Origin of the sequence: Providencia sp. PROV182 (genome assembly GCF_028480325.1) — a bacterium.
Taxonomy (GTDB): domain Bacteria; phylum Pseudomonadota; class Gammaproteobacteria; order Enterobacterales; family Enterobacteriaceae; genus Providencia; species Providencia hangzhouensis.
In genome coordinates this window covers 32,823-58,610 of sequence record NZ_JAMPOL010000015.1, presented here as the reverse complement: position 1 = coordinate 58,610, position 25,788 = coordinate 32,823, and the positions used below count along the sequence as shown (strand labels likewise).

Genomic DNA, 25,788 nt, shown 5'->3' with positions numbered 1-25,788 from the left:
GAGGTTTTATATGGATGAAATTAATGATCTCAACCAAAAAATAACTATTACAGGGTTACATTGGATCTCACGATGGAGAGTTAATAATGGAAAGTCAGACTCATATGTTATTCCTTTCGTTACTACCTACCCTATAAATATTATCTATCATGGTGAGCATGAATTTAAATACGGTCAGTATGGGATTCATTTAGGCCAGCAAGATACGCTGACTTTCATCGGAAATACAGAGCAAATCATAACTGCAAAATTCATCGATTGCCGTGCAAATTCCCCCACATTCAGAGTGTCATTGGAATTTAATATTACTCCATCTTCGGCAAAAACACTTGTAATTCCACCTGGCATTGCTCATACATTTCATAATCTGGAAAATATATTCACAATTAATTCCTATGCACTTTTTCTTCCTGATATTGAAACATTATCGCGACCTGACCTTACTTGGTTTCCTGACAATGATGTTATAAATATACCAGAAAATGTTCATCCTTCAGAGGTATCTGGCTACTTTCCAATGACAGAAGAAGCAGCTGATATTGTTTATCATCGTATTGCTGAATATCAGCATAAAAATTTAATGAAACACAAATTTCAACATTCTGAAACTCGAGAGCTTAACTTAGATGATGGAAGCAAAATAAATGTACGTATCAGAGAGAAAATTAATGATGATGAGGTTTTGGTTCTACCTAATTCAATAATTATTGGTGTTGAATTTAAAGAAATTCCATCAGTCAAAACAGGGAAATACAGTGGAATTGTCCCACTGACAAGAATGTCACCGATGTATATTGTAGAACATGGTTATGAACATTACGATTTTGATTCTTATGGATTACATTTGGGCCAAGAAGACCATTTAACTTTTCTGGGTAAAGCCGAACATCAAATTACACTAAAGCTAGTTGATATGAGGGAAGGTTCGGATACTATTTTCGTTGAAGATGAAATAACATTCACTCCTTTGCCTAATGTGGAATTAGTTATTCCATGTGGTGTAGCGCATGCCCTGATGAATATGGCTGGCGTGGTTACTGTTAATAGGCCGATTATTTATATCAGTGAGGATAAAGAATATATTCCTGGTCATGATGTAATAGACTGGCCAATAAAAAATCTAAATTATATGAGTTATAAGACAAATAATATCAAAGCAGATAAAAAATACTATGAGTTTCTGATTGAGAAGCAGAAGGAAATAGTCAGAGAGGCACCCACGCACAACACACCTAAATCAGTAGTGGTATTTGATGATAAGTTAGGTCGATATGTTAAAGTGTTATTGAAGGAGAAGGTATAAAAATATAAGTTATGAGCAACCTATTCTTTTTAATGCTTTTTTGCGTACTTACTGCGGATGGCCTTATGGTCTTTCTCACGCCAGTTCTAGTTTACCAGTTAACAGGTAGTATTGAATATTCAGGTTTATCCTATGCTCTATGGTGGTTACCAAGAATATTAATTATTCCACTTATTGGTAAATACATTGATAGACTTGGAGTACGCCCACTTTCTATTTTATCTGATGTTATCAAATCAATAGGATGTCTATTTTTAGCTTTCAATGATTTTTCTTCAGACCTAATAATTGCAGTCGCATTTGGTATTGTGGGTAGCCTAATATCAATAGGAAACTCTCAAACTATTATTTCTTATGAGAAAATTATCTCATTAATAAGTTACAAAAAGGAATATCATGTTAATTTAATATCAAGAATGGACTTTTCTGGAATGATAGTAGGTCCATTGATTGGCATGATAATTATCGACTATGGGATTCGTACAGTACTTATCATTCCACTTTTACTTTATATTATTAATGCTCTTTTTTTTATTTTAAAGAAAAAAGAATTGAGCAATATGAAGCATGAAGATAATCAGAATGTTTCAGGTCAGGAAAATGGGCTGTTCAAACACCATTTTATCTATATTTTTTCTATACCAATATTGTTTTTAACCGTATTACTCGCCATTGGTAATAATATGTTTGATAGCATTATTGAATCGAGTGGTACGGCATTGATTGACAAAGAAATGGGGCTTCCTGCGAAGTATTTCGGTTTTATTGATGTTGCGGCTGGCCTTTGTGGTGTCACTGGAACCTATCTCTATAGTTCATTAACTCACTTTATTCAGCGGAAAAAACTTCTACTTAGCGCGGTTCTGATTATTACGGGGAGTTCGATTTTTTTAATATCATATCCTTCATCATTTATAATATTCGTTTGTTTCTACGCAATTTCTATTATTGGTAAAGTCTTTACAGGAAATATTTGTCGAATGGTACGTATAGAATGTATTCCGTCAAATTATTTTGCTGGAGTCTCATCTATTATTGTATTGCTTAATCAGTCTGTGCTCCCTTTTATTGGAATGGTTATATACTTTTTTGGCGATTCAACAACTGTTATTTATTATTTTATGTCAGTAGCAGTAATGATTTCTTTTATATCTGGCGTCTATGTTTATCGGCACATAGCTTCCTCTGTTTAAGCTCTAGAATTAAATCTTAAAAATAGATAAAGCCCCTTAACTAGCAAAAATGACTGGCTAATTAAGGGGGCTATTTATCACGGAATAAGCAAACTCGAACCTTGGGTTTTTCTTGATTCGATAGTGAGGTGAGCTTTTTGTGCATCTTTTAAAGCAAAAATTTGTGATTGCGGCACATCTACATTCACTTTTCCGCTTAAAATCATATCAAATAAGGCATTACTAGCTTGGTCTAGCTCAGCACGGTTAGTCACATAGACACCAAGTGATGGGCGAGTGACGTATAATCCGCCTTTTTGGTTTAAAATTCCTAAGTTTACACCGGTAACAGGACCAGAAGCGTTACCAAAACTCACCATTAAGCCGCGACGCTTGAGCGAGTCTAAAGAAGCAATCCATGTAGATTGACCGACAGAGTCATACGCCACATTCACTTTCTCGCCATTAGTGATTTCTTTCACGCGAGCTGCAATGTCTTCTGTTTGGTAATTGATGACTTCCCATGCCCCGGCATCTTTGGCTCTTAACGCTTTATCTGCAGAACCCACCGTGCCTATCATCTTAGCGCCTAGCGCGTTTGCCCATTGGCAAGCTATCAACCCAACGCCACCTGCAGCGGCGTGGAACAGAAAGACTTCGTCACGTTTCAGTTGATATGTCTGATGGAATAAATAATAAACCGTCATGCCTTTTAATGAGCTGGCAGCGGCTTGTTCAAAGGTAATACCATCAGGAAGGTGTGCCACGGCCCTTTCAGGGACATTATGGACTTCGCTATAAGCACCTAGAGGGCCTTGCGCATAAACGACACGGTCACCGGGCTTGAAACCTGTGACATGGGCACCAGTTTTCACAACAACACCTGCCGCCTCTGTACCAAGGCCACTTGGTAGCTTAGCAACAGGGTATAAACCGCTGCGAACATAGGTGTCGATAAAGTTAATCCCGATAGCACGGTTTTCTATTTGAATTTCATTATCTGCTGGGTTTGCTGGGGAATAATCTACTAAGTTAAGTACATCAGCGCCGCCATGTTGCGCGAATTCAATACGTTTTGCCATGACAATCTCCAATAAGGACTATTCATTTTAATTACAATAACAATCGTTTTATCATAACGCCATGTTTCAATCAGAAGAATTATAGGTTTGTGCTTTCAGTGATGTATTTTATCTTGTGATTACTTTGCGCAAAGACGCAAAGAAAACCACAAAAAAATAAGATTGGCGTATACTAAGCGCAGATCGTTAATTATAGACTTGGATATTAATGTATGGCTAAAAAACCCTCATCAAATTTTAAAACGGATGCCCCACGAGACCACCAAATGGAAGGGTTAAAACTTCCACCACATTCTCTCGAAGCGGAGCAGTCTGTTTTAGGGGGGTTAATGTTAGATAACGAGCGTTGGGATACCGTTTCTGAACGTGTGACCCACGCTGATTTCTTTAGCCGCCCCCACCGTACCATTTTCTCACAGATGCAATTTTTGCTTGAGCAAGGCAAACCTATTGACCTTATCACCTTATCAGAATCACTAGAACAGCAGGGTGAGTTGGATAGCGTCGGTGGTTTTGCTTATTTGGCTGAGCTATCTAAAAATACGCCAAGTGCGGCGAATATTAATGCTTATGCAGACATCGTCCGCGAACGTGCGATTGTTCGGGATATGATTTCAGTCGCTAATGAAATTGCAGATGCAGGTTATGATCCACAAGGGCGAAGCAGTGAAGATCTCCTCGATTTAGCCGAAACCAAAGTATTCCAAATCGCCGAGTCAAGAGCGAATAAAGACGAGGGACCAAAAGGTATTGAAGCCATTTTGTCTGAAACTGTTGAAAAAATTGAGCAACTTTACCAACAACCGCACGACGGTGTTACTGGGGTTTCAACAGGTTACCAAGACCTCGATAAAAAAACCGCAGGTTTACAAGGTTCTGATTTAATTATTGTGGCCGCGCGTCCATCGATGGGGAAAACCACTTTTGCAATGAACTTGTGCGAAAACGCGGCGATGACGGAAGAAAAACCTGTTTTAATCTTCAGTTTAGAGATGCCAGGAAACCAAATCATGATGCGTATGTTGGCATCATTATCCCGTGTTGACCAAACCCGTATTCGTACTGGGCAACTTGATGATGAGGATTGGGCGCGAATTTCAAGCACGATGGGTATTTTGATGGAAAAGCGCAATATGTACATCGATGACTCTTCGGGCCTGACTCCCACAGAGGTTCGTTCACGTGCGAGGCGTATTTATCGTGAACATGGTGGTTTAAGTTTGATCATGATTGACTACCTCCAATTGATGCGAGTTCCTGCTCTTTCTGACAACCGTACGTTAGAAATTGCCGAAATTTCACGTTCACTTAAGGCGCTAGCGAAAGAATTAAATGTACCTGTGGTGGCTCTGTCGCAGTTAAACCGTAGTCTTGAGCAACGTGCCGATAAGCGCCCTGTTAACTCGGATTTACGTGAATCAGGGTCTATCGAGCAGGATGCGGACTTAATCATGTTTATCTATCGTGATGAGGTTTATCACGATAATAGTGAGCTCAAAGGGGTTGCGGAAATCATTCTCGGTAAACAGCGTAACGGGCCGATTGGTACGGTGCGGTTGACGTTTAATGGGCAGTGGTCGCGCTTCGATAATTATGCAGGGCCAGCTTATAATGATGAGGACTAAATCCTCATCATAAATACTCGTCATATTTTGCGCTGTCACGGTGTTGGCTGCACTCGGCTACGCGAATCATATACTTATGTATGCTTCTTGGATTAGCTCAATCGCCGCCTAGCGACAATGCAAACTATTTAGAGTATTAAAGTTAAACTAGTTTGAATAATTTTTTCTTTATACAGAAACAAGATCGAATGGAAATTGATATTTTTTAGCGTATAACAAATAGAGAATATATTGGGCTGCCAAAGGGCAGCTTAATTTTTAGCGGGTTTAGAGAAAAAGAACGAGGAAACAATGAAAGCGGCAACCGCATTGATAAACCGCCGCGCTCTGCGACACAACTTGCAACGGGTGAAAGAAATTGCACCAAATAGCCAGATGATTGCAGTTGTCAAAGCAAACGCTTATGGTCATGGGTTAGTAGGGGTTGGTCAGGCAGTAGAAGAGCTGGTGGATGGCTTTGGTGTGGCAAGACTCAATGAGGCGCTACTATTACGGCAGCACGGTGTGATAAAACCGATTGTTTTACTGGAGGGTTTTTTTGAACAATCTGACTTGTTGTTAATGGCAGAACACCAGATTGACACCGTGATCCACTGTATAGAACAGCTTGAAATGCTAGAAGCTACCAAATTACCCTATCCTCTTAAAGTTTGGATGAAACTGGATACAGGTATGCACCGCCTTGGCATACTTCCTAAAGATGCCGAAGGCTTTTATCAACGTTTACAACGCTGCCAGCAAGTTCAGCTCCCTATCAATATTGTTAGTCATTTTTGCCAAGCGGATGCCCCCCATTTACCGACGACTGAAAAACAAATTGCCTGCTTTAAACAGTTTATTGACGGTAAAGAGGGTGAGAAATCCATTGCCGCCTCCGCAGGAATTTTACTTTGGCCAGAAGCTCACTATGACTGGGTTCGTCCAGGGATCATGATGTATGGCGCTTCGCCACAAGAAGGGAAAAGTGCAGAAGACTTCGGTTTGCTTCCTGTGATGACACTAAAATCAACATTAATTGCGGTTAGGGAACATGCGGCAGGACAATGTGTAGGTTATGGTGAAACATGGTGTAGTGACAAAGACACACTGCTTGGTGTTGTTGCAATCGGCTATGGTGATGGTTATCCACGTAACGTACCTTCAGGCACGCCGGTGTTAATTAATGGGCGAAAAGTGCCTATTGTTGGGCGAATTTCCATGGATATGACAGTGGTGGATTTGGGACTAAATGCCGATGATAAAGTGGGGGATGACGTTATTTTGTGGGGAAATCAACTACCGGTTGAAGAAATTGCCACACAAACAGGCATTATCAACTATGAGTTACTGACGAAGTTAACCTCTAGAGTTGCAATGGAATATGTAGACGAATAGCCAGCAAAGGGTTATTTTCAGATAACAACGTAAAAATGGCGCTAAATATGGCAAATCATCGCTTGGTTTATTTAGCGTAAAATAATGATTAGGAGATGTCCTGTGTTCGAACATGTTGATGCTTATCCGGGCGACCCAATTCTGTCGTTAATGGATGAATTTAATAAAGACTCTCGTGAAAATAAAATTAATTTGAGTATCGGTCTTTACTATGATGGTGACGGGAAAACCCCTGAACTGGCGACAGTCGGTACGGCAAAAGCGGCGTTAAATAAACTGCCAGCAAGCGCATCACTGTATTTGCCTATGGAAGGTTTGAAAGATTACCGTACTGAATTACAAAAATTAGTATTTGGTGAGGATTGCCCGCTAATTGCACAGGAACGTATCGCTACCGTCCAAACGATTGGTGGTTCTGGTGCGTTAAAAATTGGTGCTGATTTTTTACATCAATATTATCCCGATTCCGAAGTGTGGTGCAGTGACCCAACTTGGGAAAACCATGCCTCTATTTTTTCAGGTGCGGGAACAAAAGTGCATTACTACCCGTACTTTGATGAAAAAACCAAAGGCGTTAAATTTGATGAGATGCTAGCGACATTCAAACAATTGCCTGCTAATAGCATCATCCTAATGCACCCGTGCTGTCATAACCCAACAGGCTCCGACCTGACTCCTGCACAATGGGATGAAGTCACTAAGGTAGCATTAGAACGCAAATTGATCCCATTTTTAGATATTGCTTATCAAGGTTTTGCAGAAGGCATTAATGAAGATGCTTATGCTATCCGAGCGATGGTTAAAGCTGGCTTACCCGTGTTTGTCAGTAACTCATTTTCTAAAATCTTTGGTATCTACGGTGAACGTGCAGGTGGCCTTTCTGTGATCTGTGAAAACCAAGATGAACGTGACCGTGTGTTAGGCCAGTTAAAAGCGGGTGTTCGCCGTTTATATTCTAGCCCGCCATCTAATGGTGCAAAAATTGTTGCTGCGGTATTAACCAACAGCGCAGAAAAAGCCAAATGGTTAGCGGAAGTGGAAGAGATGCGCTTACGTATTTTAGACATGCGTACGGTATTGGTGGATGAGCTAAAAAAAGCATTACCAAACCAAAATTTCGATCACTTATTAAAGCAGCGCGGTATGTTCAGCTACACTGGTTTTTCTAAAGAGCAAGTGGCTCGCCTGAAAGACGAATTTGCGGTTTATTTGGTTGGAACTGGCCGTGTTTGTATGGCAGGTGTCAATCGCCATAATGTTAAACGCATTGTTGAAGCATTTGCTGCCGTTAGCCAATAATTCTTAGCTATCGTAATAATTATCAGGGAACAAAATGCTCCCTGATAATCTTCTTACTTATTTTTTAATGGCCTTTCTACTTAGTAGCCGCGTTCTAAAATCGTTTTTAAGAACCGTGCGGTGTGAGATTTTTCACACTCAGCCACTTCTTCTGGTGTGCCTGCAATTAAGATTTCACCGCCGCCACTACCCCCTTCAGGGCCTAAATCGACAATCCAGTCCGCTGTCTTAATGACATCAAGGTTGTGCTCAATCACCACAATGGTGTTTCCTTGGTCACGAAGCTGATGTAAAACGACTAAGAGCTGTTGAATATCAGCAAAGTGCAGGCCAGTTGTTGGTTCATCCAAAATATAGATAGTTTGCCCTGTACCGCGTTTAGATAACTCTTTAGCTAATTTCACACGCTGTGCTTCACCACCAGAGAGCGTCGTCGCTGATTGACCTAGGCGGATATAGGATAAACCAACGTCCATCAGCGTTTGTAACTTGCGGGCAAGGGCAGGTACGGCATCAAAAAATTCACGAGACTCTTCGATGGTCATATCCAGCACTTCATGGATATTTTTACCTTTATATTTAATTTCTAGCGTTTCGCGGTTATAGCGTTTGCCTTTACATTGGTCACAAGGGACATACACATCAGGTAAGAAGTGCATTTCAACCTTGATAACCCCATCACCTTGGCAAGCTTCACAACGACCGCCTTTAACGTTAAAGCTAAAACGTCCTGGGTTATAACCACGAGTCCGAGACTCAGGCACACCGGCAAATAGTTCACGCACAGGTGTAAACACACCAGTATAGGTGGCAGGGTTCGAACGTGGTGTACGGCCTATTGGGCTCTGGTCAATATCAATGACCTTATCAAAGTGCTCTAAACCTTCTACATCTAAATAAGGGGCAGGGGTGATGGTAGTCGCCCCATTTAATTGGCGTTGAGCAATAGGGAATAGCGTATCGTTTATCAGTGTTGATTTGCCTGAACCAGACACGCCAGTGATGCAGGTAAATAACCCAACAGGGACTTTTAACGTCACATTTTTCAGGTTATTACCCTTTGCCCCAAACACTGTCAGCATTTTATCTTTATTAATTGGAACGCGTTTCTGCGGGATATCAATTCTGCGCTCACCACTTAAAAATTTACCAGTGAGTGAATCAGGGTTTGCGACAATATCTTCCAGTGTTCCTTGGGCAACAATTTGCCCACCATGCACCCCAGCACCCGGGCCGATATCAATCACATGGTCTGCGGCGCGGATCGCGTCTTCGTCATGTTCAACGACGATCACGGTATTTCCTAGATCACGCAGGTGGATCAAGGTTTCAAGTAAGCGGTCATTATCACGTTGGTGTAAGCCAATTGATGGTTCATCAAGGACATACATCACACCGACTAAACCTGCTCCAATTTGGCTTGCTAAACGAATGCGTTGTGCTTCACCACCAGACAAGGTGTCAGCAGAGCGTGAAAGTGTCAGATAATTAAGCCCAACATTGACGAGAAATTTCAGGCGATCGCCAATTTCTTTTAAAACTTTTTCTGCGATTTGAGCGCGCTGGCCTGTGAGTTTTAGATTTTGGAAAAACTCCATTGCGTGGCCAATGCTGTAATCTGCGATTTCAGGCAATGTCGTATTTTCAACAAATACAAAGCGCGCCTCTTTACGTAAGCGCGTCCCATGGCAAGAGACACATGGACGGTTGCTAATATATTTCGCTAATTCTTCACGGACAGCCGTTGATTCTGTTTCTTTATAACGGCGTTCCATATTATTGAGCACGCCTTCAAAAGGGTGCCGGCGCACAGTGATGTCGCCACGGTCATTACGGTATTTAAACTCAATCGTTTCTTTGCCTGAACCATATAAAATAATTTTTTGAATGGCAGGACTCAGAGTGTCATAAGGCGCTTCCACATCAAATTTATAATGCTCAGCTAATGACATCAGCATTTGGAAATAGTAAAAATTACGGCGATCCCAACCCCGAATTGCACCACCTGCGAGTGAGATTTCAGTATTTTGAATGACTCTTTCGGGATCAAAAAACTGCTGAACACCTAAGCCATCACAGCTTGGACAGGCCCCTGCAGGGTTGTTAAAAGAAAATAGGCGAGGCTCAAGTTCCACCATACTGTAGCCGCAAACAGAGCAGGCAAAATTGGCAGAAAAAACCAGTTCTTCTGCATTCGCATCATCCATATCCGCGACAATTGCGGTACCGCCAGAGAGTTCTAGTGCAGTTTCAAAGGATTCGGCTAAACGCTGAGCGATGTCATCACGAATTTTAAAACGATCGACAATGACTTCAATCGTATGTTTTTTCTGTAATTCGAGCTTTGGTGGATCGGATAGATCGCAAACTTCCCCATCAATTCGGGCACGGATATAGCCTTGGCTGGCTAAGTTATCGAGTAACTTAACGTGCTCCCCTTTACGTTCTTTAACGACAGGAGCAAGTAGCATCATTCGGCGATCGGTGGGTTGAGCCAGAACATTATCGACCATCTGGCTAACAGTTTGAGCCGCAAGCGGTATGTCGTGATCAGGGCAGCGAGGTTCACCAACACGTGCAAATAATAGCCGCAGATAGTCATGAATTTCTGTGATGGTTCCGACCGTCGAACGTGGGTTATGTGAAGTGGATTTTTGTTCAATCGAAATTGCAGGGGATAACCCTTCAATATGATCGACATCCGGTTTCTCCATTAAAGAAAGAAACTGGCGAGCATAAGCAGATAAAGATTCAACATAACGGCGCTGACCCTCTGCATACAGGGTATCAAAAGCTAAAGATGATTTCCCTGAACCAGATAACCCAGTAATAACAATGAGTTTGTCGCGAGGGATGATGAGATTGATGTTTTTCAGATTATGCGTGCGTGCGCCGCGGACTTCGATATTATCCATTTACCACTTCCCGGATGATTTGATATTGAACAATCGCAAGAGACTATTATCACATATTTATGGCTGAATGGATATACAGTATTTCCTATTCGTCATATTTCAAACCGTGGCGTTGTTGGCTGCTCTCAGCTACGCAGGTCACATACTTTTGTATGCTCCCCGCGATACCTTCGCTTGCCGCCTAGCCACAGCTTGAACTATTTAGAGTAAGATTTTAATGGTGAAACAGAAAAACAGAAAAACAGAAAAACAGAAAAACAGAAAAACAGCGATCTGCATTTATCGAAAAGATAGATGCTGTGCGAATTATTTTGTGTCTATACTGAAAATTGGCACGGTAGAATTTCACCAAAAGTTGGAAAGCGTTTCGCAATAACGCTCAGTAGTTTCAATTTCGTGGTGCAAAAAAGCGAGGTCGTGGTAAACTTCACGGCTAATCCAGAGATTAAAATTCAATGCATCAGGAGTGATAAATGGCCAGCAGAGGCGTAAATAAAGTAATTCTTATCGGTAACCTAGGACAAGATCCAGAAATCCGTTATATGCCTAACGGCGGAGCTGTGGCAAACCTGACTCTGGCAACTTCTGAAAGTTGGCGTGACAAGCAAACCGGTGAGATGCGTGAAAAAACCGAATGGCACCGCGTGGTTATTTTCGGCAAATTAGCGGAAGTGGCAGGTGAATACCTGAAAAAAGGTTCACAAGTCTATATCGAAGGTTCTCTGCAAACACGTAAATGGCAAGACCAAAGTGGTCAAGACCGTTACACGACAGAAGTTGTTGTGAATATCGGCGGCTCAATGCAAATGCTAGGTGGCCGTGGCGGTGATGCAGCATCACAAGGTCAAGGCGGCCAAGGCGGTTGGGGCCAACCTCAACAGCCACAAGCAGCACAGCAATTTAGTGGTGGCGGAGCTCCAGCCGCACGCTCATCAGCACCTGCTCCACAAACTAATGAACCACCAATGGATTTCGATGACGATATTCCGTTCTAATTTATTTGCTGATTAGAATGCACAAAAAATAAAGGCTTCCTTGTGAAGCCTTTATTTTTTAATAAAGATAAATGTATAAAATTATATACCCCAAAAATTATTATTTTTTTATTAAGATAGTAAAGTAAATATAAAACTGAAACCTTAAGGTTTTATTAATTTTAAATTAAGGTTTTCTTAACTAAATGGGAAATAATAAAGCCCCAGTAGTTAACTTACATGGGGCTTTGTATTGGTAGTGTTATTAAAAAAGGAAATATAAATTTTATTTTCATATTAGCGTATCAAGCTACTTTAGGTTCCAGTAGTAATGGGTCATTTTGACTTTCACCCGATAGGCGATAGATTGACGGTGACGTACCTAAATAAGCTCTAAATCGCTTTGCAAAAGATTGTTGGGAGTCGAATTGGTATTTTAATGCAATATCAATAACTTGAAGCTCGGTGGAACATAGGTCTTTAGCAGCTTCACAAATTCTCCTTCGGCGAATATATTCACCTAAAGGCATACCTACGACTTTTCTAAATACTCTTTGTAAATGCCATTTTGTATATCCTGATCTGAGTGCGATATCATCGAGTAATAAACGACTGGTTAAGTTCATTTCAATCCAAACTAATATTTCATTAACAACTGTAGATTGAAATTCTGTGTATTTCCCATTACAGGGAACAGGGATTTCTTTATACATAATATCTTCCTATTAGTTACTTTTTAATCTTATCCGTCATTAAGTCAATAGCCAATAAATAAATGGTAAACAAAACCGAATACAGTTTGTTAATTTGTAAAATAGACAAAACACCGATTTTTAATTAGTTTATAGCCAGTAGAGTTTATCTTAAGGAGATATATTCATAATGATATCGATTAGCAACAGATGAAACTATTACGCCCTTTGAATATAAAAACACGGTACTATGGTAAAGCTCTTCATTGGTTGCTGGGGATATATTTCTTTAGCTTCCAGAAACTAATTAAAATTATGGCTGAGATGACGACAGATAGGGTATTCATCGTCTGCCAACCGAATGTGAAGAAAAGAACCCCTGCTCCTAAGCTACCTATTCCACCGAAGAAATAGATAAGAAAATCGGTCATTCCCTGCACTTTAGCGCGTTCATGAGCTTCATAGGTATGTGGTAATAGGTTAGTAGTGCTGATTAAAATTAAATTCCAGGCGACACCGACAAAAATACCCGCCAACAAATAATTGTAAAAATGGTTACCTAGCAGGTTCATAGTCGCTGATAAAATTAACAATATGATACCGCAGAAAATAATGCGTTTTGTCCCTAAATGATGAATTAATGTTCCAGTGAAAAATGACGGTGCAAACATACCTAATACATGGAATTGAAATACAATTGCAATAGAGGAAAAGGCGAAATCATGTTGTTTCATAGATAACGGTATCGAGGCAAAGGTGAAGACCACAATGGCATATCCAACCGCGCTAACAATGGCGATTAATTTTAAAATAGGTTGTGAATACAATGCACTGTAGTCGCGTTTGACTAACACTTCATCCGATGGCGTTTTCACTATTTTCTTTAATGGCACAATTAATAATAGAATAAATGCGATTACATAAATGGCGGCTAACGTGATGAACGGCCCTGCAAACGGGTATTCTGTAAAAAATCGTTGGGTGGTAATAGCTAATGTTGGGCCGATTAAGGCTGCGGCAATGCCTCCACTCATAACTAGGCCAATGGCTTTTACTCGTAAAGAAATGGGGGCTTCTTCAATTGCGGCAAAACGGAATTGTTGTGCAGTACCAATAGCAATCCCAGTAAAAAACAGTCCAATAGAAAAATAAATTAAATGGCTTTCTATCACGCCCAGAATAGAAAAGCCTGCGCCGATTAACCCACCGATGTTACCAATAATAAAGCCTACTCTTCTCGAATACTTTTGCATTAAAAACGCGATCGGAATAGTTGCTAGGATTAAGCCAACGTACTGGCTTACCAGTGGAATTGTTGCATAAGTTGGGTTGGTAGCCAGTTTTTCGCCAATAACCACTGCTACAGAAAGGACAATAGCATTTCCTGTGATAAATAATGCAAGTGTGATGGCTAACCACCAAACGGATTTTGGCATATATCCCTCTGTTTATTAATTAAAAATCAATTAGTTAATATTTCCATCAAGGGCGCAATCCCCTTGATTGGAGCAAAGGATACAACTTGAAGTTGACTTTAAGTCAAGGTTTTTTGGGTGATTTAAAATAGCGATTAATGCTGTATTTTTTTATTTTTGTAGATAATATCTCCATTAGAGTGGTGTGTGATGAATGTCGCAATTACCATTCCTTTGGAATAAAACAAGAAAAAATGATTGTCATCCTGAGAAATTTATGTTTTCTTAAGAAAAGAAACTGAAAAACAACAATCAATAAATTAGACAGACTAAACAGGAAAATCCCGTGAACATGATTACTAATCACTCAAACCTACTACTAACCGCGCCATGTGCCGCGGTGGTCGTGCGTGTGGTGGTGGTCGTGGGCTTAGCGCCGTAACGGGTACAAATCAACGCAGATTTAGAAACCCCGCCGGCGCAAACCGAGCGGGGTTTTTTATCACCTCTCGCTCGGATCCGCAGGCTAGCAAAGGATAATTATGATGAGCGAATCGGGCACCACAACACCACATAAAACCCGCTTTACGGGTGCGGAATTAATCGTATATTTACTGGAAAAGCACGGTATTACTATCGTTTCAGGCATTCCAGGTGGAGCGGCTTTACCTTTTTATGACGCATTAGGTCAAAGCCAGAAAATCCGCCACATACTGGCACGTCATGAGCAAGGTGCAGGTTTTATAGCTCAGGGAATTGCTCGTACCACGGGAAAAGCCGCGGTTTGTATCTCTTCAAGTGGCCCTGGTGCGACAAACTTAGTGACCGCTATCGCAGATGCAAAGCTGGACTCTATCCCGCTGGTTTGTATTACTGCTCAAGTTTCTTCATCAATGATTGGTACAGATGCTTTCCAAGAAGTTGATACCTATGGTATTTCGATTCCAGTAACGAAACATAACTATTTGGTTCGTAATATCAATGAATTGCCACAAGTGATTTGTGATGCTTTTCGTATTGCAGAGTCAGGCCGCCCTGGACCTGTTTGGATTGATATTCCAAAAGATGTTCAAACAGCCACAATTGAACTAACTGAAATACCAGAAGTATTACCGAAAGATAAAGCCCCTGCATTTGACATGGAAAAAGTGCTACAAACGGCTGAAATGATTAATAACGCGAAACGTCCAGTACTGTATTTTGGTGGTGGGGTAATTAGCTCCGATTCCACAGAAACGGCGATTGCATTTGCGGAAAAAGCAACGTTACCGACAACCATGACATTAATGGCACTTGGTACTATCCCGATGCGAAACCCCTTATATTTAGGGATGTTAGGTATGCATGCTGCCGCAAGTACTAACATGATTATGGAAGAATCGGATTTGTTAATTGTGATTGGCGCGCGTTTTGATGATAGAGCGATAGGGAAAGCTGAGAAATTTTGCCCTAACGCAAAAATTATCCATGTGGATATCGATAAAGCAGAAATTAGCAAAATTAAGCGCCCAGATATCGCCATTCATGCTGATGCGGGTCAAATATTGGAATTGTTATTGCCTTTAGTTGAACGTAATGAGCGCACAGAATGGATGGCGCAAGTTAATCAATTAAAAGAGAAATATCCATTGAATTTTAGCGAGGCTGATAACCCGTTAAACCATTATGGTTTAGTTCTGTCTACGGCACGTGCAGCAGGCGAAGATGCGATTGTGACAACGGATGTTGGTCAGCACCAAATGTGGGCAGCCCAAGCTTATCCTCTGTCTCGCCCACGTCAATGGCTGACATCAGGTGGGTTAGGTACCATGGGTTTTGGTCTGCCTGCCGCCATTGGTGCTGCGCTGGCAAAGCCCGAAAAAACCATTGTGTGTTTTTCCGGTGATGGCAGTTTGATGATGAATATTCAAGAGTTGGCAACCGCAGCGGAGCATCAACTGAATATCAAAATCATCTTAATGAATAACCAAGCGTTAGGAATGGTACATCAACAGCAAGATTTATTTTTTGAAAACCGTATATTTGCTGCAGCTTATCCGTATCAAACGGATTTTATCAAGATTGCGGAAGGGTTTGGTCTGCAAACTTGCGATTTAAATAATGAAGCAGACCCAGAAATGGCATTAGAAGCGATAATGAATACCAAAGGTCCATGTTTGATCCATGCCTTGATTGATGTTAATCAAAAGGTATATCCAATGGTTCCGCCGGGTGCAGCTAACATTGATATGATTGGAGCGTAATTATGGTATTTGAACATCATCCGATTGCTTTAGAGCTAATTGTTCGTAACCACCCAGGTGTTATGTCACATATTTGTGGTTTATTTGCCCGTAGAGCATTTAACGTTGATGGCATTCTATGTATGCCGATTAAAGATAAAGATGAGAGCCGTATATGGCTATTAGTACAAAAAGATGAGCGCTTGTCGCAAATGATTAACCAAGTTGAAAAATTAGAAGATGTTCGGGAAGTACGCTTTAGTGATGATTTGCGTCTTTTCGAAACAATGGAAAATTATTTGCAGTAATTCTGATATTAAATTTTATGACTGAAATAGCCCATTCAATTGCATGGGCTATTTTCTTTTATATTTAATTATAGTGATAATTTAGGGTTTCTTAAAGCGAACAAAGATGATATAAAATCAGCTACCGGATAATGATTCACCGAATGTATTGCAGGTTTGTATTTGGCAATATGAATAGTAAACAGGTATAAAATTATGCAAAACAATATTTATTTGTCGGACACTTATCAGTACGAAATTGAAACCTCCTTACTGGCACAAGGGCATGATGATGAGGGGCATTGGATAGCTTTAAAAGATAACATTTTTCACCCACAAGGCGGCGGACAACCCATGGATACAGCATGGGTGAATGATATGCCTGTTCGTATTAAGAAACAATCGGGTGGGCTAATTGTAGGATACATACCTGAAGGTGTTACTTTTAGCCAAGAAAATAATGTGGTTGCAAGGGTGGACAAAGAAAAACGTCAGCGCTACGCTGCTCTTCATACCGCCGGTCATTTGTTGAATTGGGAATTGCGTCGTTTTGGCTGGCTTGCACAAAAAGGCCATCATTTTCCTGATGAATCTAGAGTGGAATTTAGCATGATGGAAGGGGATGTTACTCCTTTTGATGAACTCGATAGCCAATATATTGAAGATATTGTTAACCAAAGCATTCGTAGTGGACGCTCCGTTGCAATAAAGCAAAAGGATGATTTACGGATCAGTTATATCGACCAAACTGAAGAAATGCCTTGTGGTGGAACACATGTTTCTTCGCTAGATAATATTCAGCATTTTTCAATTAAGTCGATGAAATTTAAAAAGGGGACACTGCGCATTAGTTATGATGCACAACATGCCGTAATTTAAACGCTATCATTAAGATGGGAGTAGGTCATAACAACAGTTGCTTGAAGTTCTCCTTCCATACAGAGATAACTATGTGGGAAATCACCACTGAAAGCATAAAAGTCCCCCGCCTCTAAGACGATATTTTGGTCGTTATGCAGTCGTAACATGAGGGAGCCAGAATTCACCATAATGTGTTCATGGGTTCCACTCATATGGGCGGGGCTATTGATGATAGCGCCTCTCTTCATGGTTAATTGCCAAATTTCAGAGATATTTCCCATGCTAATGCGAAATTTAAACTGTTGTGAATACTCTTTTTCGCTGGGAGTAGCTTTGAGGAAATAGGGATAAGCCTCATGTTGCCGAGTAAACAGGTCGCTAAGTGGAAAGCGTAGGGCAATAGCAATCGACTCTAATGTATCAATACGTGGGTTTGAGTCACCGGACTCCAGCTTGGATAAAGCCGCTTTCGATATTCCTGATATACGCGATAGTTCGTTTAGCGAAAGGTCTCTTGCTTGCCTCAGTAAGCGAATTTTTTGCCCGATTTTTATATTAATTTTTTTATCCACAATGTGTCTTTACCTGAATTTTAATTTATTGTGCTAATTCTGTATTACTCAGAGAAGCAAATTATACACGCTTAATTGTATATTGTATTTAAAGCGGCTATTTTGTTTTTTGATATAGATTTGAAATTTAAAACCCTACAAAAATAAAACTATTTTCTGTATTTGAAAGAAACTATAGTGAGGATGTTAAAAAACGTCTGGAGTTTAGGTCATGCCGTTTGAATTATTATCACCAGAAATGGCGATTTGTTTCTCAACACTGCTTTTTGCTTATTTGGTTTTTGGCATGGCGGGCTTTGGTTCAGCCCTGATTGCAACACCAGTATTAGCCATGTATTTGCCGTTAAATATGATTGTTCCAATTTTGGCGTTAATTGATTTAACCGCCGCGATTTTAAATTTATTTAAAGATGGTAAAAATGCGGATTATCAGGAAATTAAATGGATAATTCCACTAATGATAGTGGGGAGTTTAGTCGGTGCTGCGATTTTATTAAAAACCCGCCCCGATATACTCGTATTATTACTTGGGTTATTCGTTGTAGGTTATGTACTCCACGCTTTCTTTTCTAAAAAAGCAAAATCACCCTTTTCAAAAGCATTAGTTGTTCCATTTAGTTTAGTGGGTGGTGTTTTTAGTGCTTTATTTGGTAGTGGTGGCTTTATTTATGCCATGTATTTATCTAGCCGAATTGAAGATAAACAGCGTTTTCGTATCACTCAAATGACATTAATTGGGTTTAGCACACTAACTCGAGTAGTGATATTTTTAGTGATGGGGGTGTATCTCAATCTAGATATTTTATTGATTGCTTTAGCGTTTTCTCCCGCCATGTTAATTGGTACGTGGGCTGGACGGCATATAACATTAAGAATTTCACGTGAAAGCTTTTTAAAAGTTATTAATGTCATCATTTTATTATCAGGTGTTGTGCTGCTTTATCGGTATTTTTTCGTCCTTTAAGTATTTAGAACGTCAAAAATAGTTTCATAAAGATAAATAGCAGAATATATAAGTCGTGTTACAATCACCGCAAACATTATTAGTTTCACTAGTAATGATGTGGTTTTTTATTTTTCATAATAATCTATTTTATGGAGTTAAAATCTGTTCTTTTGTAAAAAAGAAACGGGTTAATTTCAACATGAGCTCTGATAATCAGCGTTTACAAAATTTTCGTCGTTCCCCATCTTTTGCTATTTTTACTATCACTATGAGTATTGCGGTCATTGGTATCGTTATTGGGCTAAGTATTCCAATGGTTGCGCTTAGGCTAAATAACTATGGTTTCAATGAGTTGTATATCGGCATTATTTCGGCGGCACCTGCATTAGGCATGTTTTTAATTGCACCAGTGGTTCAACGTATTGTGCGTTGGTCAGGTAAGCGAAAAGCAATGCTATTGGCAACGATTGTTTCTGCCATTAGCTTATTACCATTATTGAGTACGTTACCTCTTTGGTTATTATTTCCGTTACGGTTAGTAACGGGCTTAGCGAGTGGTGTGATGATTTGCTTGGGGGAAACGTGGATTAACGAATTATCGCCTGAAAATAAACGGGGCCGTATTTTGGCAATTTACACTACAGTCTTCACAGTAAGCCAGCTACTTGGGCCTTCATTTATTGCTTATTATGGTGTGGAAGATAAATCACCTTTATTGATTTGTACGTTGATCCATTTAATCTCTGTGGTGCTATTTATTTTAATGGATCAAAAAGTCGGTGACCGTTTAGCTGAAAATGCCGCGAAATCTAATTTTTCAATTATTCAATTTGTAAAAATCGCACCGGGTATTTGTGGTGGAATTTTATTTTTTGCCTTCTTTGATGGAACTATTTTATCGATGTTCCCGATTTATGGTATGGGAATGGGGCACACAGAGGCGGTTGCTGCATTAATGATTAGCGCCATTCTTGCTGGGGATGCCATTATGCAGTTACCTTTTGGCTGGCTAGCAGACCATATGAATAGAGAAAAACTATACCGAATTTGTGGCATTATCACACTTGCAGCCAGTCTATTATTGCCCTTCCTTATTACTCAACCTTATCTAATTTGGGTATTGCTGTTTGTTTTAGGGGCGACTGCGGGGGCAATTTATACCATTGCTTTGGTACAAATCGGCCAATATTTCAAAGGGAATGAGTTGATCATCGCTAATGCAGCTGCCGCTATGCTGTGGGGAATTGGCAATTTATCAGGGCCATTACTTGCTGGGGTTGCGACTTCAATCTCACCTGTAGGTTTACCGGTGTTATTGGTTCTGTCTGTAACAGTATTTTTATGGTTCACACGAGAAAAATACAGCGCCCAAACGGTTGAACAAGTTATCCAATAAGCTGATTTGCGGTGCTTTACTCAAATTAGCGAGCACCGCATATAAATTACTCAATAACTTTATACACAACTAGATTTTCTCGGAATTCATCTGGGCGGTGATTGTGCCAGAATAACTCCATGCCTTGTGGCGCAGGTTTAATCGTTTTTGAGAGTACAATTAGCCAGCGGCATTGTTCAGGTTTTTCAAACCGGTCTTGGCGTTGGTGTAATACGCCAGTGTAATAGTAGAGCATTGGCGCTTCAGATTCGCCAATATTATCAGAAGCCATACAATCATTTTCTGTAAATTGGCCAGATAAATGCTGGTTTAAATCGACAAAAACCCCTTCGAAACCTTTTGCGTAGTCTATCCACCCCAAAAACAAGGTTAAAATTACCCCCCAAACAGCACATAAGCCTAATAACCAGTTTTTCATCATATGAAAAGCAGGTGGTATAGGGTTTGGAATAATTTTATTGCGTAAAAACCATACCAATGTAATTAACAGAGCGCAGATAAATGCAATGGAAGAAAATGGCATTTGGTAGCTCATGGGGAGCCAGCGGCTAAATGGAGCTAGCCATTCTTGTTGATGACCAGTCAAGGCGATGAAATAGCAAGCCCATAAAAAAAGAATGAGTACAGACCATAAAATAGCCGCAAATCGGGCAATTCCATTAAGGATTTTTTCAGGGAAACTAAGTAGTGTTTGGGTTCCTAAAATGGCCATTGGGGCAATAAAAGGCAATAAATATAGTGCGCGACCAGAAGCTGATATCTGTAGGAAAACAACGCCTAATAAAGGAAATAGTGCTAACAGAAATTCGTTTGAATTAAATAAACGCTTAATTGGGTGCCTTAGAAAATAAGCGACAGCTAGTAAACCGGAAGGAAAGGCAAATAAGGAAACCGCTGCAGGGATCCGCGTTAGGTTAGCTTTTGCGCCTAATTTTTCAACAGAAAAACCAAAGAAACGGCCGATATTATTTTCCCAAAACCACACTATAAATAAATCAGGATGCTGAAGGTAGAGTTGGATAGGCCAAGGTAAAATAGTGATAAGGGCGATTAAGCCTGCGGTTAAGCTGTGCAACCAAAATTGCTTAGTCCGGCACTGAGCAAGAAAAATGGGAGATAAGAACAGGCAAATCCAGAGAACTCCGGGGATGAAAACGCCTTTTGACAACATGGTGACGATGGTTCCAAGAGATAACCAAAGTGCAGACATGCGCATTTTTTGTTGTTGTATCAGCCCCAATAACCCATACAGACCAATGGTTGCGCCTGCCATCAGTGCAACATCGGTAAACATATCATGACTATGCCTGATAATCCCGGGGGCACAGGCATACAGTGCAAAAGCGACCCAAATGCGAGTATCAGTGAAGTCTGTGGCTTGGAAAAAACGACGTGCCAAAAGAATAAAAAATGAAAAATTGATCACCGAAAAAAATAAGCTTGCACTACGAGCTGCATCATAAAGTGGCATGAAGCTTGAAAATAAATGAGAGGTAATAGCTGCAACCCAATAATAAAGCGGGGGTTTTTCCATAAATGGCTCACCCGCATTTGTAGGTACTAACCATTTACCAGTCTCATACATAGTTTGAATAATACCAAAACTATAATTTTCATCTTGTTTCCAAGGGCTGTGGCTATATATTCCTGGTAATAAATACATAGCAAGAAAACTAATGAAAAGTAGTAAAATACTCCGCTGTAATATGATTAATGGTGCATTCTTATTTGACATTTTTAATATGTTTTATGTGTTTTTTTACTTGATTAAATTGAAACTATAACTGCTGTTGATAATAATTCAGGTTATATACTTAAATATATATTTACTCAGCAAGTGATATTTATTTTTTAATAAAAAACAATAGGAACTGTTTTTTTAGCTCTATTTTTAGAAGACGCATATTACCACCAGTAAATAAGTTTTTAGCTATTGGTTTTGTAAGCAAATATTCTGGGATTGTATCAAAAAAATGATCCCCCTCTTTAAACAGACACTATATGAAAGGTATTTAGCTATTTTTACGTAAAGTAAATGTAACTAAAAAGAATCATTATTTGAAAATAATCTTTATTGCATAAGAATCTGCATATTTGGGTGCTAAAAAACAGCAAATGGGTAAGAAATGCTAAAAATACTTGATCATTCCCCCTGTTTAGAATGATAATTACCCCCCTCACGATACGTTTTATTCTATTTTAAAAGCCAAACGATTGCGCAACTGTTTTTATTGGGGTTTTTTTCTCAGTTAGTTTATTTTTTCTTAAAAACGTAATCGTTTACGTCAACGTATAGGTTAGTTGTTAGCAGTATTTGAGAATCTTCGTTTTCCATTAACAGCAGAGGTATACCATGTCAGGCCAACAGGCTTCATCCAGTTGCAAATTGGATTCATTTTTCAAGATAACAGCACGCGGCTCTTCAGTTCGCCGTGAAATCATTGCAGGATTAACCACATTCTTAGCGATGGTTTATTCTGTCATCGTTGTACCTGGCATGTTAGGGCAAGCAGGGTTCCCTCCAACTGCGGTCTTTATTGCAACCTGCTTAGTGGCTGGTTTTGGTTCTTTATTGATGGGGTTATGGGCCAATCTACCAATGGCGATTGGCTGTGCTATTTCACTGACTGCATTTACCGCATTTAGTTTGGTATTAGGGCAGCAAATTAGTATTCCTGTGGCATTAGGTGCCGTATTTTTAATGGGGTGTTTGTTCACCATCATTTCTGTTACAGGTATTCGTAGTTGGATATTACGCAATATGCCAATGGGTATTGCACATGGTACAGGTATTGGTATCGGTTTATTTTTACTGTTAATCGCTGCTAATGGAGTGGGTTTAGTGATCAAAAACCCAAATGCAGGCCTGCCTGTTGCTCTTGGTGAATTTACGTCTTTCCCTGTTTTGATGTCACTCATTGGTTTAGCGGTTATTTTTGGTTTAGAAAAACGTCGTGTTCCGGGTGGTGTACTCCTCGTTATTATTGCAATTTCAATTATTGGTTTAATTTTTGATCCCGCAGTGAAATATCAAGGTTTCTTCAAGTTGCCTTCATTGGGTGATGACGGGCTTTCATTGGTTTTCAATATGGATATCATGGGCGCATTACAGCCAATGGTATTGCCAAGCTTACTTGCATTAGTCATGACGGCGGTTTTTGATGCGACAGGCACTATTCGTGCGGTGGCGGGGCAAGCGAATTTATTGGATAAAGACGGTCAAATTATTGATGGCGGTAAAGCGTTAACCGCAGACTCTGTAAGCAGTATCTTTGCGGGTGCGATTGGTGCATCTCCTGCGGCGGTATATATTGAATCTGCAGCAGGTACCGCCGCTGGTGGTCGCACAGGTTTAACCGCCGTGGTTGTCGGCGTACTGTTCTTACTTATTCTCTTTTTATCGCCGCTATCTTATTTGGTGCCTGCCTATGCAACAGCTCCAGCATTGATGTATGTTGGGCTTTTAATGTTAAGTAATGTCTCTAAGCTTGATTTCGATGATTTTGTGGATTCAATGTCTGGCTTATTGTGTGCCGTATTCATTGTTCTGACTTGTAATATCGTCACGGGGATCATGTTAGGCTTTGCTGCTTTGGTTATCGGCCGCATTTGCGCAGGCGAATGGCGCAAATTGAATATTGGTACTGTGATTATTGCTGTACTTTTAGTGGTGTTTTACGCTTCAGGTCTGGCAATCTAAAGTGGATTATTTCAAAAAGGTGGCTAGGGTTGCCACCTTTTTAACTTATTGTATTAATTAATCGTAAAGTCTCAATTTTTTCCCCGAAAATGGATGGCTAGGGATAAAATAGAGAGAAGGCGGTTAATCAAGTGGATGTGCATGATTTCCACTGGTTACTGGCTTAGTCTTAATTATCATGGTCTGGACGGTGCTATCTCTTACTATGCGGCGGCAGGCAAAATTTTAGGTTCTAGTCGCTAGGTTAATTCAGTAAGGGCAACATGGAAATTTTCTTTACTATTCTTATTTTGATTTTAGCTGTCTCTGTTTCAGGGGTAGCCGCTAAAATTCTTCCTATTCGTATTCCTCTTCCTCTCATTCAAATTGCTATCGGTGCGCTGTTGGCTTGGCCTCAATTCGGCCTGCATGTCACCTTTGACCCAGAACTTTTTATGGTTCTGTTAATCCCACCTTTGTTGTTTGTTGATGGGTGGAAAACCCCAACACGCGAGTTCTTTCAAAATGGTCGAGAAATTTTTATTTTAGTGTTGGTTCTCGTGCTGGTTACAGTGATTGGGATTGGTTATTTAATTTACTGGTTGATGCCAGGTATTCCATTAATTGCTGCGTTTGCTCTAGCGGCTGTGCTATCTCCAACTGATGCCGTTGCGTTATCTTCAATTGTTGGAAAAGGGCGTATCCCTAAACGGATGATGAGTGTGCTAGAAGGGGAGGCATTGATGAATGATGCCTCTGGTCTGGTTGCATTAAAATTTGCGGTAGCAATTGCCATGGGAACCATGGTGTTTAGTGCTTCTGGCGTTACCATTGAATTTTTCAAAGTTGCGGTTGGCGGGCTACTCGCAGGTATTATCGTGACTTGGCTGTACAGCAAATCGTTACGTTTAATGAGCCGTTGGAGTGGTGATGACCCAGCAACCCAAATTGTATTTATGCTATTGCTGCCATTTGCATCATACATGATTGCGGAACATATTGGGTTTTCAGGTATTTTAGCCGCCGTAGCGGCGGGTATGACCATCACAAAATCGGGGGTTATCCGTAACGCTCCATTAGCGATGAGGCTACGTGCTGATAGCGTTTGGTCGATGCTTGAATTTGTCTTTAACGGGTTGGTTTTCATCATGTTAGGGCTTCAATTGCCCGGTATCTGGGAAACGTCTGTTATCCAAGCAGATCTCGACCCAAGCGTAGAAACGTGGATGCTATTTGCCGCGGTGGCAATTATCTATTTTGCTTTACTGTTATTGCGTTTTTGTTGGCTATGGCTGATGAAAAGGTTTAGCCGTTTATTCTTAAAGAAAAAGCCACTACAATTTGCGAACTATACCGTACGTGAGCTTTGGCTAGCCTCTTTTGCAGGGGTACGTGGGGCTATTACCTTAGCGGGTGTGCTCTCTATTCCGTTATTTTTAACGGATGGCTCGCCATTCCCTGCTCGTTACCAGCTCGTGTTTATTGCCGCGGGAGTTATCTTATTTTCCATTTTTGCAGGTGTGGTCGCTTTACCGCTTCTGCTGCGTAATTTTAAAGTGGGAGATAAAGAAGCGGATGCCAATGAAATTCGCATGGCAAAAGCCGCGATGGCGGAAGTGGCGATTGTCAGTTTAAATAAAATGCAGGAACGTTTATCTGCTGACGTTGATGAAAAACTCGATTCAGAAGATATCAGTGAAGTCGCTTCCCGCGTGACGGGTTATTTAAGGCGACGTACCGCAGGACAAGATGAAATTGACCATAATTTGCTGATTGAAGACCTTGAACGGCGTTTCCGTTTAACGGCATTACGCGCAGAACGTGGTGAGCTTTATCACTTGCGTGCAACCAAGAAAATCAGTAATGAAACGCTACAAACGTTACTGGTTGACTTGGATTTATTAGAAGCCGTCTTGATCGAAAAAGAGCATTAACACCAAAAAGCGAGTATTCTAGCCAACATTCTTAAGTTTG

20 protein-coding genes are annotated in these 25,788 nt (G+C 40.4%); 14 read left to right on the top strand and 6 right to left on the bottom strand.

Annotated elements, in window-relative coordinates; genetic code table 11:
• Positions 1–10: 10 nt before the first annotated feature.
• Positions 11–1,303 carry a dTDP-4-dehydrorhamnose 3,5-epimerase family protein gene (locus PR834_RS14025; RefSeq protein WP_262960794.1) on the top strand — a complete coding sequence of 431 codons (1,293 nt, stop codon included), beginning with the start codon at positions 11–13 and terminating at the stop codon, positions 1,301–1,303.
• 11 nt (positions 1,304–1,314) lie between these two features.
• Positions 1,315–2,496, top strand: a complete 1,182-nt coding sequence (locus PR834_RS14020) for an MFS transporter (protein ID WP_036958321.1) — start codon at positions 1,315–1,317, stop codon at positions 2,494–2,496.
• A 77-nt stretch (positions 2,497–2,573) separates the two neighbouring features.
• Here PR834_RS14020 and PR834_RS14015 read toward each other — a convergent pair whose 3' ends face one another.
• Complete coding sequence (locus PR834_RS14015) at positions 2,574–3,557, bottom strand: quinone oxidoreductase (RefSeq protein ID WP_272536718.1); 984 nt, start codon at positions 3,555–3,557, stop codon at positions 2,574–2,576.
• 212 nt (positions 3,558–3,769) lie between these two features.
• Here PR834_RS14015 and dnaB point away from each other — a divergent pair, with 212 nt between their 5' ends.
• From dnaB to PR834_RS14000, 3 genes are all read left to right on the top strand, one after another.
• On the top strand, positions 3,770–5,182 hold the full coding sequence (gene dnaB / locus PR834_RS14010; RefSeq protein ID WP_004260904.1) for a replicative DNA helicase: 1,413 nt from the start codon (positions 3,770–3,772) through the stop codon (positions 5,180–5,182).
• 291 nt (positions 5,183–5,473) lie between these two features.
• The gene (gene alr / locus PR834_RS14005; protein WP_004260901.1) at positions 5,474–6,556 is read left to right on the top strand and encodes an alanine racemase; all 1,083 of its coding nucleotides are present in this window, start codon (positions 5,474–5,476) and stop codon (positions 6,554–6,556) included.
• 102 nt (positions 6,557–6,658) lie between these two features.
• A complete protein-coding gene (locus PR834_RS14000; RefSeq protein ID WP_036958319.1) occupies positions 6,659–7,855 on the top strand; it encodes an amino acid aminotransferase in 1,197 nt (398 codons plus the stop codon).
• A gap of 80 nt (positions 7,856–7,935) precedes the next feature.
• On the opposite strand, the gene uvrA is transcribed toward PR834_RS14000, so the two are convergent.
• The gene (uvrA, locus tag PR834_RS13995; RefSeq protein WP_004260897.1) at positions 7,936–10,770 is read right to left on the bottom strand and encodes an excinuclease ABC subunit UvrA; all 2,835 of its coding nucleotides are present in this window, start codon (positions 10,768–10,770) and stop codon (positions 7,936–7,938) included.
• Positions 10,771–11,243: 473 nt separating this feature from the next.
• Here uvrA and PR834_RS13990 point away from each other — a divergent pair, with 473 nt between their 5' ends.
• Positions 11,244–11,765 (top strand): single-stranded DNA-binding protein, encoded by a 522-nt coding sequence (locus PR834_RS13990; protein WP_094961402.1) that lies wholly within the window; start codon positions 11,244–11,246, stop codon positions 11,763–11,765.
• A 284-nt stretch (positions 11,766–12,049) separates the two neighbouring features.
• Here PR834_RS13990 and PR834_RS13985 read toward each other — a convergent pair whose 3' ends face one another.
• Positions 12,050–12,457 carry a helix-turn-helix domain-containing protein gene (locus PR834_RS13985; protein ID WP_004260890.1) on the bottom strand — a complete coding sequence of 136 codons (408 nt, stop codon included), beginning with the start codon at positions 12,455–12,457 and terminating at the stop codon, positions 12,050–12,052.
• A 242-nt stretch (positions 12,458–12,699) separates the two neighbouring features.
• Entirely contained in the window at positions 12,700–13,872 is a 1,173-nt protein-coding gene (locus PR834_RS13980; RefSeq protein WP_272536717.1) for an MFS transporter, read from the bottom strand.
• A gap of 331 nt (positions 13,873–14,203) precedes the next feature.
• On the opposite strand from PR834_RS13980, the gene ivbL reads away from it, so the two are divergent.
• The 4 genes from ivbL (at position 14,204) to PR834_RS13960 (ending at position 17,239) form a co-directional block, all read left to right on the top strand.
• The gene (gene ivbL / locus PR834_RS13975; protein ID WP_099975407.1) at positions 14,204–14,293 is read left to right on the top strand and encodes an ilvB operon leader peptide IvbL; all 90 of its coding nucleotides are present in this window, start codon (positions 14,204–14,206) and stop codon (positions 14,291–14,293) included.
• Between the two features lie 103 nt (positions 14,294–14,396).
• Positions 14,397–16,094: an acetolactate synthase large subunit gene (gene ilvB, locus PR834_RS13970; protein ID WP_272536739.1), complete on the top strand. Its 1,698-nt coding sequence runs from the start codon at positions 14,397–14,399 to the stop codon at positions 16,092–16,094.
• Positions 16,095–16,096: 2 nt separating this feature from the next.
• Positions 16,097–16,381, top strand: coding sequence for an acetolactate synthase small subunit (gene ilvN / locus PR834_RS13965; RefSeq protein WP_004260877.1), 285 nt, complete (start codon positions 16,097–16,099; stop codon positions 16,379–16,381).
• 195 nt (positions 16,382–16,576) lie between these two features.
• A complete protein-coding gene (locus PR834_RS13960; protein ID WP_181489183.1) occupies positions 16,577–17,239 on the top strand; it encodes a hypothetical protein in 663 nt (220 codons plus the stop codon).
• Here the strand turns inward: PR834_RS13960 and PR834_RS13955 are convergent.
• Positions 17,236–17,793 (bottom strand): helix-turn-helix domain-containing protein, encoded by a 558-nt coding sequence (locus PR834_RS13955; RefSeq protein WP_196725071.1) that lies wholly within the window; start codon positions 17,791–17,793, stop codon positions 17,236–17,238. The two genes, PR834_RS13960 and PR834_RS13955, sit on opposite strands and share 4 nt — an antisense overlap.
• Positions 17,794–18,004: 211 nt before the next feature.
• On the opposite strand from PR834_RS13955, the gene PR834_RS13950 reads away from it, so the two are divergent.
• Together PR834_RS13950 and PR834_RS13945 are read left to right on the top strand one after the other, a co-directional pair.
• On the top strand, positions 18,005–18,757 hold the full coding sequence (locus PR834_RS13950; protein ID WP_094961400.1) for a sulfite exporter TauE/SafE family protein: 753 nt from the start codon (positions 18,005–18,007) through the stop codon (positions 18,755–18,757).
• A 94-nt stretch (positions 18,758–18,851) separates the two neighbouring features.
• On the top strand, positions 18,852–20,135 hold the full coding sequence (locus PR834_RS13945; RefSeq protein WP_110592626.1) for an MFS transporter: 1,284 nt from the start codon (positions 18,852–18,854) through the stop codon (positions 20,133–20,135).
• Positions 20,136–20,181: 46 nt separating this feature from the next.
• Here PR834_RS13945 and PR834_RS13940 read toward each other — a convergent pair whose 3' ends face one another.
• The gene (locus tag PR834_RS13940) at positions 20,182–21,870 is read right to left on the bottom strand and encodes an ArnT family glycosyltransferase (protein WP_136134419.1); all 1,689 of its coding nucleotides are present in this window, start codon (positions 21,868–21,870) and stop codon (positions 20,182–20,184) included.
• Between the two features lie 618 nt (positions 21,871–22,488).
• Between PR834_RS13940 and PR834_RS13935 the strand changes: the two genes are divergently transcribed.
• Positions 22,489–23,835: an NCS2 family permease gene (locus PR834_RS13935; protein WP_004260863.1), complete on the top strand. Its 1,347-nt coding sequence runs from the start codon at positions 22,489–22,491 to the stop codon at positions 23,833–23,835.
• 263 nt (positions 23,836–24,098) lie between these two features.
• Positions 24,099–25,748, top strand: a complete 1,650-nt coding sequence (locus PR834_RS13930; RefSeq protein ID WP_262960793.1) for a Na+/H+ antiporter — start codon at positions 24,099–24,101, stop codon at positions 25,746–25,748.
• The last annotated feature ends 40 nt before the right edge of the window (positions 25,749–25,788 follow it).

Excerpts from the sequence above, each read along its gene's own strand:
- PR834_RS13945 (WP_110592626.1), top strand. The coding sequence starts at position 18,852 with ATGATGTGGTTTTTTATTTTTCATAATAATCTATTTTATGGAGTTAAA.
- alr (WP_004260901.1), top strand. The coding sequence starts at position 5,474 with ATGAAAGCGGCAACCGCATTGATAAACCGCCGCGCTCTGCGACACAAC.
- PR834_RS13990 (WP_094961402.1), top strand. The coding sequence starts at position 11,244 with ATGGCCAGCAGAGGCGTAAATAAAGTAATTCTTATCGGTAACCTAGGA.
- PR834_RS13985 (WP_004260890.1), bottom strand. The coding sequence starts at position 12,457 with ATGTATAAAGAAATCCCTGTTCCCTGTAATGGGAAATACACAGAATTT.
- ilvB (WP_272536739.1), top strand. The coding sequence starts at position 14,397 with ATGAGCGAATCGGGCACCACAACACCACATAAAACCCGCTTTACGGGT.
- ilvN (WP_004260877.1), top strand. The coding sequence starts at position 16,097 with ATGGTATTTGAACATCATCCGATTGCTTTAGAGCTAATTGTTCGTAAC.
- PR834_RS13980 (WP_272536717.1), bottom strand. The coding sequence starts at position 13,872 with ATGCCAAAATCCGTTTGGTGGTTAGCCATCACACTTGCATTATTTATC.
- PR834_RS13960 (WP_181489183.1), top strand. The coding sequence starts at position 16,577 with ATGCAAAACAATATTTATTTGTCGGACACTTATCAGTACGAAATTGAA.
- dnaB (WP_004260904.1), top strand. The coding sequence starts at position 3,770 with ATGGCTAAAAAACCCTCATCAAATTTTAAAACGGATGCCCCACGAGAC.
- PR834_RS13935 (WP_004260863.1), top strand. The coding sequence starts at position 22,489 with ATGTCAGGCCAACAGGCTTCATCCAGTTGCAAATTGGATTCATTTTTC.
- ivbL (WP_099975407.1), top strand. The coding sequence starts at position 14,204 with ATGATTACTAATCACTCAAACCTACTACTAACCGCGCCATGTGCCGCG.
- PR834_RS13940 (WP_136134419.1), bottom strand. The coding sequence starts at position 21,870 with ATGTCAAATAAGAATGCACCATTAATCATATTACAGCGGAGTATTTTA.
- PR834_RS14015 (WP_272536718.1), bottom strand. The coding sequence starts at position 3,557 with ATGGCAAAACGTATTGAATTCGCGCAACATGGCGGCGCTGATGTACTT.
- PR834_RS14025 (WP_262960794.1), top strand. The coding sequence starts at position 11 with ATGGATGAAATTAATGATCTCAACCAAAAAATAACTATTACAGGGTTA.
- PR834_RS14020 (WP_036958321.1), top strand. The coding sequence starts at position 1,315 with ATGAGCAACCTATTCTTTTTAATGCTTTTTTGCGTACTTACTGCGGAT.
- PR834_RS13930 (WP_262960793.1), top strand. The coding sequence starts at position 24,099 with ATGGAAATTTTCTTTACTATTCTTATTTTGATTTTAGCTGTCTCTGTT.
- PR834_RS13950 (WP_094961400.1), top strand. The coding sequence starts at position 18,005 with ATGCCGTTTGAATTATTATCACCAGAAATGGCGATTTGTTTCTCAACA.
- uvrA (WP_004260897.1), bottom strand. The coding sequence starts at position 10,770 with ATGGATAATATCGAAGTCCGCGGCGCACGCACGCATAATCTGAAAAAC.